The following is a 15,697-nucleotide window of genomic DNA, read 5'->3' as shown; positions in this document are numbered from 1 at the left end:
TATCAATTTCAAAATTCAGTTTTTTTTTAATTCTTCCGCACAATTCAAACATACAATACGATTGTTTACAGACCGCCAATTATTTGAAAGATTAGTATATTCTTTACCACAGTTACCACAAGTGACCATATAACCTTTTCGTGTAAGCTTTACCATAACCGGTAATAGCTTTCTATCCAATTTTGCAAGCTGACCAAGATTTTCAAATAAATCATTAATTGTTGCAAAACCGTTATTATCACCTCGTTCACTCAACATTTCAAACATATAATGGTATTTTTCGGGTAATTTTAATGAACCTTCTTTTGTAGTCAATATCCCATCTGAAAAACTTTCACTTGTAATGTTCAATTTTAATTCATCAACTTCAAAACCAAGTTCAAAGATAGCGTACCAACAGAATTGAATTTTTAAAGTTTCAAGCCTTGTCGATTCTGTATCAATAACCTTTTGAATTTTGGCTAATTCTTCGATAGTTAATGTTTTTCTTGGTTTAACAATTTTTTCTTTTACTTTACGTTGTTCCATTTTAAGGAACTGCTTTTTTTCTTTTTCCTTAATCCATACAGTTTCAAAACCAAATGGATTTTCTAAATGGTCAAACACATAAAGAAATCTGAAAAAGCTATGTCTGTAACTCTCTTGCGTAGTTAGTTTTCTGTCATCATTAGGGAAGGTTTTTGTATAATCAGCAAAATTCACCTTTGTTACATCATCTTTTATTAACTCATTATATAAAAGCCTGTAAACTCCACTTCTCATATTTGCTTGGGATCCTGATCCATAAAAAGTTAAGAACCGTTCGATAGCCTGTTTGCTATCTTCTGTTAACAATGCTTCTATATCTTCAGAATTAAGAATATCCCTTAATGCCATTTAATCACCCCTTATTGAAATCTATAAGTCTTTTGGACTATTTTACCATATATTGCATATTCCCATCTAGTGTTCTCTTATATACCCTGTTTTTCAAGTCCTTCTAATTCAATAGCCCATTCAATCAACTGCTTCTTTAGAATTTCCATTCTGTTTGCTTCGTTTGAAAGATAGAAGTCAAAAATATAACCATCTGCTATCTCGTCATCAGGTAAAAATCCACAATATTCAAGTATATTACTAGTATAGGAACTACTTTGAATCGATACCCCTAATTTTTCCAAACAGCTTTCCAATTCACTGGTGTCATCAATTCTGTCGTACAACCAAGTAATGCTTTCATTAATTTTCAGTAGAACAATCGGCAGCACATCCCTATCCAATTTAGAGATGCTATCAATAATTTGCATTGTTTTCATTTCCATAATTCATCACCTCAACAACCAATTATATAGTAAAAAACCTTAAACAATTTTGCTTAATTTTACAAAATTGGTAATTTGATATTTTTGCTAATTTGATGAAACAGGCAAAAAAAAAGAAGCACCCTGAACCCATGAAAGAAGGGAACAAGATGCTTTTTTCTATGATTCAATTTTGAATATTAATTTTCAATAATGCCTTTATCTTTCGCATCTTTAACAACCTGAAGAAGCTGGTTAGGAAGTTTCCCATATCGTAAAGCACCATCCACTTCATGAAGCTGAACTGTTAAAGGTTCATATCCAGCACCGACTGACACCATACTTAATGATTCAAAAGCATCACCAATATAACTATTTTGCTTAATGCCAAGATTAATTTTTAATCTGTCCAGCTTTCTGTCAGGGGCAACCAGTTCACTATATTTTTCCCTTGCTTCTGCTTGCTTTTGTAAATATACAAGTTTAGCTTCCAGCAGTTCCATTTGAAGCTTCTTTAATTCCTTTTGGTGGTTTTGCATTACTTTCTTTCTTTCAGCTTCCAATTCTTCAATAACTGCTTTAGTATCTTCAACTTTATACACCTGAATTAAAGATATTTCCTTTTTGAGTTCCTTAACTTGTTCCTGAAACTTCTCAACCCCTTCAGCTTGTTCTTTATAGGTTGCTTCACTTACATCACCCAATAGCTTCATTTTGTGAATATCTTTCAGCATGGAATTCTTTTCCTGAAGTTCTGCTTGCAACTGGATCAATTCTTCTTGCTTTTCTTCCAATGCCTTTTCATAACGTGCTTCTGTTTGGTCTGCCTTGCTAAAAAGATTCTCCATACCCTTTAATAGTTTATTCATTTTCTTCTTCCCCTTCCATTTTTGCATCAAGTTTAGTTAGTGCTTCATCAGGTTTGTTACTACCTTTTAAACGTTGAAGCAGTACGGCTTTTCTTTCTTCAACTGTTTTTGCTGAAGTACTTGCACTTGAACCAACATTTACTGTTAAACCTAATTTTTCAGCTTCCATACGGTTTGATGCATCAATAATTGGTTTGAACATGTTGTAAAACTGGTTCATTTCATCCTTACTCATTGATTCCTTTTCAACAAACTGCATCACTTTTATCCTGAATTTTTCAACTGCTGATAGTACATCAGAAGGTATAAGAATTTCATTTAGTGCTTCCACATATTCATTAAAAGATTCTGTTTCCTTCCATTGATAGTAAGTCTTTGTACTGATACTATTTCGTGAACATAAATCAGCAACTGTAAAACCATCTTGCAATCTTGTAACCACTAAATCTTGTGCAACTCTTACTTGTCTTTCATCCAGTCCATATGGAATGGGTACATCTATAAATGTTTTGTTTTCTTTAGTCATGTTTCATCACCCTTATTTTGCATACATTATTTCTGTCTTGGTTGTTCCACGTGGATTTACGTTTACCCACTTATTGATTAATTCCTGTACATCCATAGTATTCAAATTAGTATCAAGCATACGGTTTACTAGAACCAACGAACGCTTCACATTCACATTCTTTCTTGATAGCTGGAATTGTAATTCCTGCATATCCACCAGTAATTCATTTCTTGATTTCTTGATACGCTGGATATATGCACCCCTATGTGATAAATGTTTTTCACTATCATATTTCATTTCATAGTTGAAAGAAGTTTTGCTGATAGATTCAAGAGTTTCAGCAACAAGTACATTTAATATAGGTTGTTGTTGTCTGTAAGTATCAGTAAGTAATGCTTGTCTGATATATTCAAGGTTGTTTAATATGTAGTTCACGTTCGTTATCATTTCCCCTTATTCCCTTCCTTTTAGTACATCATGTAATAAAACAATTTCTTGTTGACCAATACCGTTTTTACCTAATACTTGTATAGCTTTCACTTGTAATTTTGGTGTGAATGTTGCAACACCTTTTTCAATCTTGCAAATTAATGATTCTGTGACACCAATTTCTTTTGCTAATTGGTTTTGTGTAAGCTTTGCTAGTTGTCTGCAATGCCTTAATAGTTTGTAATCCAGCATAGGATAAGCACCTTCTTTTTAGTTTTGTATTTTAGTAGATTCGTGCAAGTTCAGTTTTCTTGATTAAATGGTATAAAAAAAAGGATGCTGGACACCCAACACCCTGAACCTTTCACACACAAAAGGGGTTTAAAATATAGGCAACAGTTGTTTAAGTGCTAACATCAAAAACAACTTTGTACTTTTGTACACTATTAGGTACTTGAAAACACTGAAATGTAAGACATGTTTTCATAACTTTTTCAATTTAACTGAAGAATATTAAGTACTTACTGCCCTGAAATACTTCAGCACCATCTTTTAATAATTAATGGTTATTGTTTCATGGTTATTGTTCAGTGGGTTATTGTTAAGTGCAATATTCTTTAACGGTGTTTGTTCAGAAATTTTAAACAGACTTGTACAAGATTCTTTAACAGGAAATGATACACGTTAAAAAAATTTTACTATGTATATCTGAAGCAAAATCCTTAATCGCAGTTGGTGAAAAGATGGATACCCCACCCACCAGTAAATTCCAGGGGTTAAAAATTAGTGCTTATATACTTAAAATGCTAACTTTACAGGCACTCGTACCCCTTCCCCCGTTGGATGGGTGTAACCTTTTTTTGTTATCAAGCAGCTTGAAATATGCTTATTGATTATGTGTATGTGAATCTGAATATGCAGTTGAATATTAATAATCAATTAATCTTTCATTCATATCAGCAACAATACAAGCTGAATCAGAATCAGGAACACAATCATATAAACCTTTTGATATAAACAGGAACACGAACTTATAAACCTTCTGATTCAAAAGGGAATACGAACTTCTTCAACGTAACAATGCTGGTTTGTACTGTATCAGCATCTGATTATATTCGTGTTCCTTAAAGGAATATGAACATGCTGAAGTAGTGGGAAGCATACACCAATTGATACAGGATCATCATTACTGATTGATAACCGAATAAGAAGCTGGTGAATGGTAGGGAATGGTAGTGTAGGGTACTGGTTAAACGTGGATAGGGTACACTAGCTTTAAAGGATAGGGTACACCCTTTTTTAATTAAAGTACCTACTCCTACCAATGTAAGAATTTATTTAAAAACATACATTCAAAACTTTGATATTATTGAAGTTCCCTAAATTCAATGTTAAAATAGCAATATCTTAAAAAAACATACATTCAAAACATTGATATTACTGAAGGGAAAGATACTATTGAATAGCAACCCAAACCAAATAAAAGATGTACAACCTATCAGAAGTAAGGAACAAATTGAAGATATGAAGTTTGCATTGAAGCGTTTTTGTGGTGAACGTGATTACATATTATTCCTAATTGGCATTAACACTGGTTTAAGAATCGGTGACTTGCTGAAGCTTAAAGTGAAGGATGTAAGGAAGAAGAAGAAGCTGGTTATCAAGGAAGGGAAAACTTCTAAACCAAGAACAATCTATCTTGAAGGTATTTATCAGGAAGTACAAGCCTATGCTTCTGAAATTGATTCAGAATGGTTGTTTCCTTCTCGTAAAGGGGATAAGCCTATAACACCAACACAAGCTTATAGGCAACTGAATAAAGCTGCTGAAATGGTAGATTTAACTGAAGGTATTGGAACACACACATTAAGGAAAACATTTGGATACTGGCACTATAAACAGTTTAAAGATGTTGCTGAACTTCAGCAGATATTAAACCATTCACACCCTTCCATAACATTAAGGTATATTGGTATTACTGAAGAACAAATTGAAAATAATCTGAAGCAGTTTACATTGTAAAGAATCAGCTTAGAAGCTGGTTCTTTTTTTATTGCTGAAATGTTGATCCTGATAAAGATGCATTGAATATTAATGTTCAAAATCTAATTGAGAAAAGAATGAGAATAGATTTTAGTTTCCATGCACCAGCTTCATATCATGGGTAATTTACACCGTTCAAAATACGTACATTTTCTGTTATTCCCCTGTTATCGTTCACCCTTTTGACACACTCATACAGAAATTCAAAAAAATACCTAGACATAAAGAAAAGCACCAGCTTCCACCAGTGCCCACAGTAATTGATCTCTTATTCTTAAAATACCCCTAGAAAATCTAAAATTATTAAAATGATAATAGTGATTCCCCAAAACCACATTCTAAATCGAAACTTTTTCTTTTCAACCTGAATTTTACTACAAACAAACCAATCGAATAAGCTTATCAAAATTAAAATACCGAATATCCAATAGAAAGCCTTCATTCTATCCCACCATCCACTTTAGCCAATATCTATTTCAATTATAAACCATTACCTAAATATTGGGATAAACAATCTTTAAAGTAAATTCTTTGTACTGATACATTGTACAAACTTTATATCTATCCACATGTCAGCTAATTGATTGTAAGCCCCTTTTTATAACCGTTCTTTGTGCTTCGCACTTGTTCAGGTGGAAAAGCACCACCTGAACAAGAAAATACTAACTATAGTAATTTAATCATGTTTATTTACCCTGACAAATAGCACTATGTTCAGATACCCTTTCAGATTAATCTTTATGGGTTTTTCTTTTGTTTGGGAAGGTGATTTTTCCTTCCCTTGCCTTTAGGCAAATATAACTGTTAAAAATGCCATGTATTATATTGTTCAGAACCTTGTTCAGGGTGTCATGTACCTTGTAAAGAATAAGAAGGGTAGAATTATTAAAAAGTGCCATGAACCTATGTGTATCAAGGGTTTTAGCATTCTTACCATTCTAACTTTTTTTCGCATATTTTGGGGTATTCACTAACCTTTTTTCGCACGTTTTTTGTCTGCATTGATACCTTTTGTTGTTAAAGGTTTGTAATCACATTACAACAGAAGGGAATGGTGTGGGTGAACACTATAAGCAAGGATATTAACACTGATGTTTACACTGGAAACTTTGTAAATCTTGATACTGGTGAACGGTTGGAAAATGTAAAAGTCATTACTGAACCACTTGGATATGATGTAATTCCAAAAGGTAGGATAGAACAAAAAAAGGAATTTGCTGAACGTAAAAAAAGAACTGATTTATATAATGAACTTGTTGATGGTTTTACATGGTCTTATATCAGCAAATTATCAGAACTGCATCAAGATCAACTGTTTACTGATGATGAAAAAACAAGAATCATGTATTTAGGTACTTATGTATCTTATTCAGATAAAGGAAGTTTTCTAGCCTTTCCAAATGGTAGATTAATCAGGAAGAAGCACCTGAAAGGGTTGCTGGATATATCAAAGGATAATAAATTCTATTCCTTCTACAATAAACTGCTGGATGCTGGAATTATTACAGAAGTACATGATTGTGAAGGTGGTAAAAAGTTAAAGTGGTCTGAACAATATCATTTCAAGGGGAAACTACCAAAAGGTTCAGGTGCTGAAGCTGGGATTTTAAAAACCTATGATAAACAGATTCAAGAACTGTACAAGGCAACAAATGATAAGGGTAAACCAATCAATTCACCCAAACAACTGTACACCGTTTTTATGATGCTTCCTTTTGTCCATTATGAAACAAATATCATTTGTAAGAATCCAAATGTACCATTTGAACAAGCTGAACCTTTAAGTATTGAAGAACTTGCAAAAGGTTTAGGTTTTAGTCGTTCCAATGATTTAAAAAGAAAGATGCTGCAAATTGAACTTTTAGATCAACCAGTGTTCAGCTTTATCCAAAACAAAAAAGCAACACACGTTACAGTGAATCCTTTTGTGGTTTGGAGACAAAATCAAATGCCAAACAAAACACTAATGTTACATTTCTTTGATACTGCAAAAAGGATTGCTGAAGAAAAAGGTTTAAAGATTTCATTGCAAGATTTAATTAAATTAGAAGGGGTTAATAAAAACACAAACTGGTGAGTAGTTCACTGGTTTTTTGTCAGATTTCCCCTTCGCTTCAGGGTGACTTTTATTGGTTAACAATTATAACTTAATCCAATCACGAATTTCTTTTAATCCTTTGTATGTCTTTGCTAATGCACTGTTTTCTTCTAGATAATCAAGTCCATCAAATGTAATTTTTGCCTTTGAATACCAAACATAAATAAACTTGTTTCCAATTCCAGCACGGTCATAAGAAATGTTTTTTGCAAGACCTTTATCAGTTATTATTTCAGCAATTTCACCCCATTGTTCAAGTTCAAGTCCATAATCTTCACGTCTGGGTTCATTGCCTTGTTCAAGTTCTTTTAGGATACTATAAATCAACTTTTTCCTATCCATTTGTATCACCACCTTTCAACACTATATTTCGATAAAAGGTGATAAAATCCCTTCGATTCTTGAAATTTTATTCTATTCTAAGAGTAAAAGCTGGATATGTACTATTCACTAAATCTAACAACTTATTGCATAGTACTTTAGCATCTTCAGTAACATCATTAAACATTGGTTTTTCTATTTTAGGTATTCTATGAAGTCTATGCATAGGATTCCCACAAGTTTCAAAAGTAGTATTTCTTACTGCAGCCCATTGACCATGTGCAAATCCAGAAGTCCAATCATAAAACGAATTGTATACATCTTTAACCCCAGCTGTCTCACTCATTTTTCTTAAATTGGTGTTTTCCCAATGTCCAAGATTAATTTCAACAAATTCTTCCCATTGATCTTCTCCAGCTAATGCTTTAAGAGTATCTGTGTCAACATACTTTGGTTTAGATTCTAGTTCATCCAGCTTTAAAAATGCTAATTTCGCTTGACCTGAACCATATACTCTATATGTTTGCCATAAATCATCATTATTTTGATGGCATAAATATGCTAAGGTAATATAGCTTTCCGCTATAGTTCTTAATCCAATCCTACTCAATACTGATGTATTATTTTGGTCTTTAAGTAACTCATGAAGTATATCTAAACAATAAAATGATAGTCCAAAAACAGCATCATGCTTTGCGTCAACACCAGTCGAAATATTTGTTTTAAAGAAATGTTCTTTTAATGAATTTTCCACTGACTCAAACTTTGATTTGTCCACTTTTTTCTCATCATCTTGTTTATTACCCATTTCCAGTTTCCAACAAGGTGTATCTTTCAAACCCTGTTCCCAAAAGTCATTACTCCAAATATAATCAGGTGTTGACCCATCTGGTAACATATTCAAAGTCATTTCAGTACTTCTTATAAGAGGTCTTACAGAACGCATATCACCTTCGTATGGATAATTAATGATTGGTGATGCCATTTCCCTTGGTAAAGACAACTTTCCAATTGCAAAAAAATAATATAATTTAGCCCATCTGCAATCGGTAGCTTCTTGTGATTGATGGTCAAAACACTTTGAAACCGTAATAAAAAGCTTTTCCCATTCTTTTTCCGGTACTTCAATATTTAGATATTCTCTCCATTTTTCTTTACTTGGCATTTTATCAAATAAAGCTAAAGGTAAAAGTGTTTCTTTCAAATCAAGTTCATTAATAATAAAATTTAAAAACCTATCCAAAATATTCTCATCTAGTTTTGCCAAACTCCAGATAGAAAGGTCTGCTGGCCTGTGTTCCTCTTTTAAATCAAAAAAGAATTTAGTTACCCTTTTTATTATATGAATTGCTTCTTCTCTATCATGAAGAGAGACAATTAATGCCAGCCAAATGGATTCAGGTAATCTATCGTTAGCCCATGAAACTTTTTTTAACTTTTCAAATTGCATAAAAGGCGGAATTAGTTTTTTTCCTTGCCTACTATGTTCTGAGATTGATGTATGCTGGCTTTCTCTTCTTTCTTTCTTTTCTCTACTTTTTCTTCCCATAAAGATACCTCCAACTAATTACTTTCTGCTTAAAAAGTCCTACAAATCAAGTTGAATTTTCATGTTTAGTTCTATCACTTCTTCCAGTTGTTTCAGGATATTTAGCTTCTTCATACAACTAGTTTCCTAATTATATTTCGACAAAAAGTGAGAAATTCCTTTATTTCTGGAAAATTATTCATACTCACCTAAAGTTATGCTGTGATAACAACCTTCTGACTTTTTATTTCTTATTAAAATATAAATGGATTTAATACACACCCATCTCATTCAATTCTTCTGAAGTTGAAAATGCTTGTATTGATTCCGTTAACACTGGGATAAAAGCAGGGAAAACAGGTTCTTCATGTTTGTAATATTCATCAAACAATTTCATTAACATCTTCTCCATAGTACCGTAAAAGAACGCAAGCACATTCTTCTTTACCTTATTTACCTTCAGTGCTTTAACTGTTTCCCTTATCGATTCAAGTGATACATCAAGTAGATCAAAATCAGTTACTTTATATCCAGCTTTTCTTTCTGCTATTTTCACCATTTTCCAAAATTCTTCTACCGTCTGAAAATCACCATAAAAACATGATACAAGGTTTACAAATTCTTCAGGTACATCAGTACTTACAAATTCCTTACCAAGTTTTTTATTCTTTATGATTTTGAAATTGTCGTTCTCTATACGTTTATTAATATTTTTATTGCTAGTTTCAAGAAGATTACTGGTTTTAGGGTGGTTCAATTTTTCGTTTTTAGGTGGTTCAACTGATGTTTCAAAAGAAGGTTCAGCACTTTTTTCAACTGAAGTATTTGCTGATACATAACGATTGAATACATAAACATTTGATGATTGTGATCCATTTTTTCTTTCAGTTTCATTAACCAATAACAAGCCAAACTGTTTTGCTTTTGTAATCATTCTTTTGAAAGTGCTTCTGCTAATACCCACATTGTTATTTTCGTGTGTTGCTGAAACAAGTGTACCTATCTTTGCATTACATACACCAAAAACCTTTGCACTGTATCTGACTAACCTTTTTAATGCTACTAGTTCAGATTTGGTAAACTTACTTTTAATATCAACCATCCATTGTTCAATTTGATTATTGAAATCATTAATATCTTTAAATTGTGATAAGTTCCTGAAGTTTTCAATCATACCCTGTTTCATTATTCCTGTTTCCCCTTATGTATCGGAAAGCAGCAACCACCCCTTCTAAAATTGGCATCACTAAAGACACCTTGCATCAATCTATTTTTTTCGATAAAATGAAGGTTAGTATACGTTATTCCGTTTGTATTTGGTGTGGTGTAGCGTACTTGGGGAATGTGTTCCAGCACATCCCCTTTTCTTTTGCCTAAATATAGCTTCTTCTTTCAGCCAATGCCCTTCTATTCAATTCCTTTTTCCACTGTACACCCCTTATAATTTTTTCTTAAATACCATGTTCCAAGGTGAAAAGGTGTTGTGCTGCCTTTTAACATCTGTATCAGTCATCTGAATATATTTCCGTACCATTGACATATCAGTGTGACCAAGAATCTTTTGTAATGAGAAAGGATCACCACCGTTCATTACATAAAACAAAGCACCAGTGTGTCTGAAAGTATGTGGTGAAACACGTTTATTTGATATTCCAGCCATTTCTCCCAATTCTGTTAATCTTCTTCGCCATGTATTGCTTAAAATTGGTCTGCCATCATAAGTAACAAATAAAATATCATTTTCAAATTCTTTAGTTTCAGCCATATATTCTTTCAACAACTTTACAGTTTTAGTTGAAATAGGAACTGTTCTTGCACGTTTGGTTTTTGTTTTGTGTGGTTCAAGCTTTATGTGTCCAGCTTTCAAATCAACATTGTGCCTTTTGAGATTAAGCAGTTCTGAAATTCTTACCATTGTATCTAGTAAGGTGTAAATCATGACTTTATCACGAAAACCAACATATCTTGAATCATCAATTTGATTTAATAGTGCTTTTATTTCTGCTGGTGTAAATGATTCAATTGTATCTTCAGGTGTTTTAATAGGTTTAAACCTTTCATGTATTGGTGCATCAATCCATCCTTCCTGAAAGCAGTACCTTAAAAAGGCACGTATATTTCTGATTCTTGTATTTACAGTTGTCGGTTGTAACTTCTTTTCATGAATCATATAAGCAATGTATTGAAGGAACTTATCAACTTTCATTTCTTCATTTGATATATCACCATTGAAAAATTCAGTAAGGTATCGAAAGTTTTCGTAATATGCAAGAATAGTTGGTTCAGCCAAACCTTCAGTAAGCTTGTAATTCATGTATTGTTCAAACATTTCATGCAAGGTAAATTTCTGTTCTACTGATTTAGTACGGTTTAAATCACAGTAACTTCTTGAACCTTTTCTGTTAGTTTTTTGATTAATAAGCATAAAAAAATCCACCTTTCTTAATTGAAAAAGTGGATTTAACGCACCAGTACACCTTAAAAAATGTACCGTATATTATGTAATTTTCAGTATAAATACAGGTGTATGTTTAGAAGGAAATCACGGTTCAAATCACGGTTTTAATCACTGTCAAAAACCGTCTGAACCATTGATATCACTGAAAAAATTTGGCGGGACTGCGTGGGAATCGAACCCACCAGACCTGGCACGCAGGTCTCAAGCAGTTTTGAAGACTGTGGAGGACACCAGTACCCCATTCAGCCCCATGATATTGAAAATATTAATGACAGGCTATTAACTGGATTCCAGCATTTTGCTAACCTATCATTTGTACTCATATTACAATGGAATATAGTATTAATCAATCATTTTAGCGTATTTGTCATTTTTTCGACACGGTTTTCACCGACCGCTTATCAAAGGCAAAATCCCTATGGAATCTATAACGACAACCAAAATTATGGCGAAAACTTGTCATTTTTCCTTAAAACAGACTATAATAAGGAATAATATCGTATTTTGTAGGTGAATGATATGCAGCTTTCAGGTTGGTTTTTATGGTTTATTCTGTTCTGGGTCGTTTTTCTCATTACCATGTTTTCGATTGGCGGCTTCTTTATGTTCCGGAAGTTTCTGAAAAAGATGCCGAAGGATGATGGCAAGTCCGTCATGGATTGGGAAGAGTATTATGTAAATGAATCTCGCCACTTATGGGGCGATGAAGAAAAAGCCCTTTTGGAGGATTTAGTCAGCCCCGTTCCAGAATTGTTCCGCGATGTCGCCCGGCATAAAATAGCTGGGAAGATCGGCGAACTGGCCCTGAATGAACAGGCTCCAAAAATTACACAGGAACTCGTCATTCGTGGCTATATACAGGCAACACCGAAACGAGATCATAAATTTTTACGCAAAAAGCTTTTTCAAAATCAGATTGATGTGGCCCCATTTGAGCATTTATTTTAAACCGTCTCGTGAGACGGTTTTTTATTTTTGCCTAAAAGAAAAACACTGACTCAAACGAATCAGTGTTTTCATCAATTATGCCCTTTTTCCATGTAACTCCCGGTAGAGTTTCATATAGGAACGATACATGGCGACACGCCACGGGACAATCATACTATACGCAAGCAAGAAGAACATGCCGCTTAATTGTCCAATATCAATCGTACTGCTTAGGATTCCTTTAAGGACAAGCCGGACGATTAATAAACCTACTAATATAAAAATGAACGCCTTAGACCGTTTTAAATAGATATCATTTTCACGAATTTCAAACTTAGACGTTTTGATGAGAAGGATGGAAAACAGCATCCCTACAATCACGGCCTCTAGAATTTCCATTGACGTTAATCTAAATTCGGGTACCACATACATTAATGCCCCGCTCGACATAAAGATCGGAGGCAGGATTATCTTTTTCACATTTGTCGGTTTCTTTGCGGCTTTCATGCGGACAAACAGAACAAAAAAGCCCATAAAAACAGCACCGATAGAAGAAACAACAACGTAGTTCATTGGATCAATCGTCCCTTATCTAATTATTTTCTCACCCATTATAACGCAAAAGATGTATTTTGAGAAAAATATTTCACTGTATTTATGTTACTAATATTGGAATACCTAGACATTCCCCTCCTAAAGAAGTAAAACTCTAAGAAATTACCAACCTATTTTACAACAAAATTAAAACCCCGTAAATCCGCCAAACATACCTGAGAAAATCGTAATAATCTTGGTCATCCAGTCAAAGAAGAGGACAATCCCCATCACAATCATCAGGTAACCGCCGATTTTCATAATGTGATTGCTGTACTTTTTAATCCACTTCATGCGGCCGATAAAGAAAGATAAAATTAAGAACGGAATCGCAAATCCGAGGATATAAGCAATCATGTAGACTAGTCCGGAACCCGGGTTTGTTGCAGCTAAACTGATGACCATTCCTAAAATAGGACCTGTACATGGTGTCCAGCCGGCAGCAAAGGCAATCCCGATTAAAACCGAGCCCAAATAACCGGTAGGGCGATTTTTGAATTCAAACCGACGTTCCTTCATTAAAAACTCGGGTTTGAAGATCCCGACAATCACTAACCCAAAGATGACAATAAAAATGGCACCCAGCTGACGAATTAAATCCTTGTATTCACTAAAGAAACTGCCAATGAAAAACTTTGTTCCAAAGCCGATCGCGATAAAAATAATCGAGAAACCTAAAAGGAAACACAAGGTGTGGAAGAGACTCCGCTTTTGAAGGAGCGCATTTTCACTTTTCAATTCCCCTACTGACATTCCGGTTATGTAAGATAAAAAGGCCGGGTACAGCGGCAAGCAGCATGGTGATATAAAGCTCAAGATACCTGCAGCAAATGCCCAAAAAATATTTAAATCAGAGATGTTTACATCAAACATATTAACACTCCCACTATAGTCGATACCCCTACATTCTAACAAAACTTGAGCCTAAAAGATAATGATTACCATGAATTTTTTGTGTCTAGGGTTTCTAAATTCAAAAACCGTTCACTTATTCCCATTAGAATTGGAAGGGTTGGATATTTTTTTACATATTACTTTGAAGTTATTTACAATATAGGTTATACTAGTAAAACAGTTTCAAAATTTGCTAGTTTTTTATTCTATTATTTTTTTCAAATTTGGGAGTTACTCCGGAAAGGAAATCGGCCGTGCTTAAACAAGATTTAATTACCTTAATTGAAAAGAAACGTGCTGAATTAATCCAAGTCGCATCCACCAATGGCTTGACCTCCTCCGTTGCAATTCATTACAGTCAGGAACTTGATAAATTGTTAAACGAATATAATAAAATCTATATAAAAAAAGCATCCTCAGCATTTTAGGGATCCCTAGCAATAGAAAAAGTCTGGCACCGGTGGACTTACACCCGTCAAGTAGACAGCTCTAAAAAAGACTATGCAGCCATCGTGATCCGATATTCAACTGGAGCACGGTGGTTTAGTCGTTTTTGGAATCTCTTATAATTGTACTCATACATAAATGTCTCTATTGCTTGTATTAATTCTTCCTCTGTTTTACAATCGGTTTGATACAACATTTCTGTTTTAAAGTGGGAAAAGAACGATTCAACACAGGCGTTATCTAGGCAGTTTCCTTTGCGAGAGTGGCTGCCCTTAATGCCATATTTATTTAATCGTTTGTTGTATTTCTTAGACGTGTACTGGAATCCTTGATCCGAATGGAGAATGGTTCCGTGCACGATTCTTTTTTTATTTAGGTCCTCCACAGTATCCAATACCAGTTTCATGTTATTCCTGTCTGATAACTTCCAAGAAACAATTTCATTATTATATAGATCCTGAATAACTGATAGGTAATAAAAACGGTTTTGGAAAGGTATGTAAGTTATGTCTGTTACTAGGACTTCATTTTCTTTTCTCTCTTTAAATTCCCTGTTAACCAAGTTAGGGAACACTTTGGAACCTTTTTTACCAAAGTATCTCCATTTCTTTCTTATTACCGACTGAATTTCCATCTCCTTCATTAAACGGTAAACCTTCTTATGGTTTACCTCAAATCCTTCCTCCTTCAGGGCTACTACCATTCTAGGATAGCCATATTCCTTATGTTTGAGGTGGATGGAAAGCATTAGATCCATTAACCCCTGATCCTTTTCCTTTTTCTTTTCACGAATCTCAATGGTTTTTACCCATTTGTAATAGCCAGATCTCTGCACTTCAGCAATTTCAGTTAACCAGGTAATGGGGTATATACCTTTTAGCTCATGTATAATCTCAAACCTTATTGATTTTCTGATTTCACCTCCCCGTGAAGATTTGGATACTGCTTTTTTAAGTATTCAACCTGAGCCTTATAGTAATCACGTTCTTCTTCTACATTTTTGAACTTTGTTTTTTGTCGCCCTTTAAGGGGGTTATCAGTAGAAGTTTTTCCCCTTTGATCGGTAAGTTGATTGCCTTCCTCAAACTTTCTTACCCAAGTTTTTAATTGGGTTGGGCTACGTAATCCCAACTCCTCAGAAAGAGTTTGGTAACTACCATCACCATTAATATATCTTTCAATTGCTAAACGTTTAAATTCTTCTGTATAGGATTGAAATTTCGTCCCCTTTTTTGCCATAAAAAATCCCCTCCAAGTAGTAGTGTATCATTCCCACGTTATTAGCGGGCTTTTTACACTGT

Annotated in this window: 18 protein-coding genes and 1 tRNA gene; 4 read left to right on the top strand and 15 right to left on the bottom strand. The window is 33.9% G+C overall.

The window, feature by feature from the left end; all coding sequences use genetic code 11:
• Positions 1–15: 15 nt before the first annotated feature.
• The 6 genes from AC4E8C_RS08885 to AC4E8C_RS08860 all read right to left on the bottom strand — a co-directional run bounded on the left by AC4E8C_RS08885 (position 16) and on the right by AC4E8C_RS08860 (position 3,338).
• Positions 16–876, bottom strand: a complete 861-nt coding sequence (locus AC4E8C_RS08885; RefSeq protein ID WP_490211743.1) for a hypothetical protein — start codon at positions 874–876, stop codon at positions 16–18.
• A gap of 77 nt (positions 877–953) precedes the next feature.
• Positions 954–1,301, bottom strand: a complete 348-nt coding sequence (locus AC4E8C_RS08880; protein ID WP_490211742.1) for a hypothetical protein — start codon at positions 1,299–1,301, stop codon at positions 954–956.
• A 179-nt stretch (positions 1,302–1,480) separates the two neighbouring features.
• A complete protein-coding gene (locus AC4E8C_RS08875) occupies positions 1,481–2,149 on the bottom strand; it encodes a hypothetical protein (protein ID WP_490211741.1) in 669 nt (222 codons plus the stop codon).
• The gene (locus AC4E8C_RS08870) at positions 2,142–2,675 is read right to left on the bottom strand and encodes a hypothetical protein (protein ID WP_490211740.1); all 534 of its coding nucleotides are present in this window, start codon (positions 2,673–2,675) and stop codon (positions 2,142–2,144) included. Before AC4E8C_RS08870 ends, AC4E8C_RS08875 begins: the two co-directional genes overlap by 8 nt.
• A gap of 12 nt (positions 2,676–2,687) precedes the next feature.
• The gene (locus tag AC4E8C_RS08865) at positions 2,688–3,092 is read right to left on the bottom strand and encodes a hypothetical protein (protein ID WP_490211739.1); all 405 of its coding nucleotides are present in this window, start codon (positions 3,090–3,092) and stop codon (positions 2,688–2,690) included.
• 18 nt (positions 3,093–3,110) lie between these two features.
• Positions 3,111–3,338 carry a helix-turn-helix domain-containing protein gene (locus AC4E8C_RS08860; RefSeq protein WP_490211738.1) on the bottom strand — a complete coding sequence of 76 codons (228 nt, stop codon included), beginning with the start codon at positions 3,336–3,338 and terminating at the stop codon, positions 3,111–3,113.
• Positions 3,339–4,544: 1,206 nt separating this feature from the next.
• Here AC4E8C_RS08860 and AC4E8C_RS08855 point away from each other — a divergent pair.
• Entirely contained in the window at positions 4,545–5,108 is a 564-nt protein-coding gene (locus AC4E8C_RS08855; protein ID WP_490211737.1) for a tyrosine-type recombinase/integrase, read from the top strand.
• Positions 5,109–6,264: 1,156 nt separating this feature from the next.
• Positions 6,265–7,206, top strand: a complete 942-nt coding sequence (locus tag AC4E8C_RS08850; protein ID WP_490211736.1) for a hypothetical protein — start codon at positions 6,265–6,267, stop codon at positions 7,204–7,206.
• Between the two features lie 63 nt (positions 7,207–7,269).
• On the opposite strand, the gene AC4E8C_RS08845 is transcribed toward AC4E8C_RS08850, so the two are convergent.
• The 5 genes from AC4E8C_RS08845 to AC4E8C_RS08825 form a co-directional block, all read right to left on the bottom strand.
• Positions 7,270–7,569, bottom strand: coding sequence for a YjcQ family protein (locus tag AC4E8C_RS08845; RefSeq protein ID WP_490211735.1), 300 nt, complete (start codon positions 7,567–7,569; stop codon positions 7,270–7,272).
• Between the two features lie 67 nt (positions 7,570–7,636).
• The gene (locus tag AC4E8C_RS08840; RefSeq protein WP_490211734.1) at positions 7,637–9,097 is read right to left on the bottom strand and encodes a DUF5677 domain-containing protein; all 1,461 of its coding nucleotides are present in this window, start codon (positions 9,095–9,097) and stop codon (positions 7,637–7,639) included.
• Between the two features lie 250 nt (positions 9,098–9,347).
• Positions 9,348–10,262, bottom strand: coding sequence for a hypothetical protein (locus AC4E8C_RS08835; RefSeq protein ID WP_490211733.1), 915 nt, complete (start codon positions 10,260–10,262; stop codon positions 9,348–9,350).
• 252 nt (positions 10,263–10,514) lie between these two features.
• Positions 10,515–11,501, bottom strand: a complete 987-nt coding sequence (locus tag AC4E8C_RS08830) for a tyrosine-type recombinase/integrase (RefSeq protein ID WP_490211732.1) — start codon at positions 11,499–11,501, stop codon at positions 10,515–10,517.
• A 186-nt stretch (positions 11,502–11,687) separates the two neighbouring features.
• A tRNA-Sec gene (locus AC4E8C_RS08825) sits at positions 11,688–11,784 on the bottom strand.
• 269 nt (positions 11,785–12,053) lie between these two features.
• Between AC4E8C_RS08825 and AC4E8C_RS08820 the strand changes: the two genes are divergently transcribed.
• On the top strand, positions 12,054–12,482 hold the full coding sequence (locus AC4E8C_RS08820; RefSeq protein ID WP_490211731.1) for a DUF2621 domain-containing protein: 429 nt from the start codon (positions 12,054–12,056) through the stop codon (positions 12,480–12,482).
• A 75-nt stretch (positions 12,483–12,557) separates the two neighbouring features.
• Here the strand turns inward: AC4E8C_RS08820 and AC4E8C_RS08815 are convergent, their stop codons facing one another.
• Together AC4E8C_RS08815 and AC4E8C_RS08810 are read right to left on the bottom strand one after the other, a co-directional pair.
• Positions 12,558–13,034: a CcdC family protein gene (locus tag AC4E8C_RS08815; protein WP_490211730.1), complete on the bottom strand. Its 477-nt coding sequence runs from the start codon at positions 13,032–13,034 to the stop codon at positions 12,558–12,560.
• A 168-nt stretch (positions 13,035–13,202) separates the two neighbouring features.
• Complete coding sequence (locus tag AC4E8C_RS08810) at positions 13,203–13,928, bottom strand: cytochrome c biogenesis CcdA family protein (RefSeq protein WP_490211729.1); 726 nt, start codon at positions 13,926–13,928, stop codon at positions 13,203–13,205.
• 275 nt (positions 13,929–14,203) lie between these two features.
• Between AC4E8C_RS08810 and AC4E8C_RS08805 the strand changes: the two genes are divergently transcribed.
• Positions 14,204–14,377, top strand: coding sequence for a Spo0E family sporulation regulatory protein-aspartic acid phosphatase (locus tag AC4E8C_RS08805; RefSeq protein ID WP_490211728.1), 174 nt, complete (start codon positions 14,204–14,206; stop codon positions 14,375–14,377).
• A 71-nt stretch (positions 14,378–14,448) separates the two neighbouring features.
• Here the strand turns inward: AC4E8C_RS08805 and AC4E8C_RS08800 are convergent, their stop codons facing one another.
• Complete coding sequence (locus AC4E8C_RS08800; RefSeq protein ID WP_490212510.1) at positions 14,449–15,300, bottom strand: IS3 family transposase; 852 nt, start codon at positions 15,298–15,300, stop codon at positions 14,449–14,451.
• A complete protein-coding gene (locus tag AC4E8C_RS08795) occupies positions 15,297–15,635 on the bottom strand; it encodes a transposase (RefSeq protein WP_490207782.1) in 339 nt (112 codons plus the stop codon). Before AC4E8C_RS08795 ends, AC4E8C_RS08800 begins: the two co-directional genes overlap by 4 nt.
• Positions 15,636–15,697: the final 62 nt, after the last annotated feature.

The sequence above is a fragment of the Neobacillus sp. SRL179 genome (assembly GCF_984799095.1).
The sequence above is the reverse complement of the archived record's forward strand: the minus strand, read 5'-3'. Positions and strand labels throughout refer to the sequence as shown.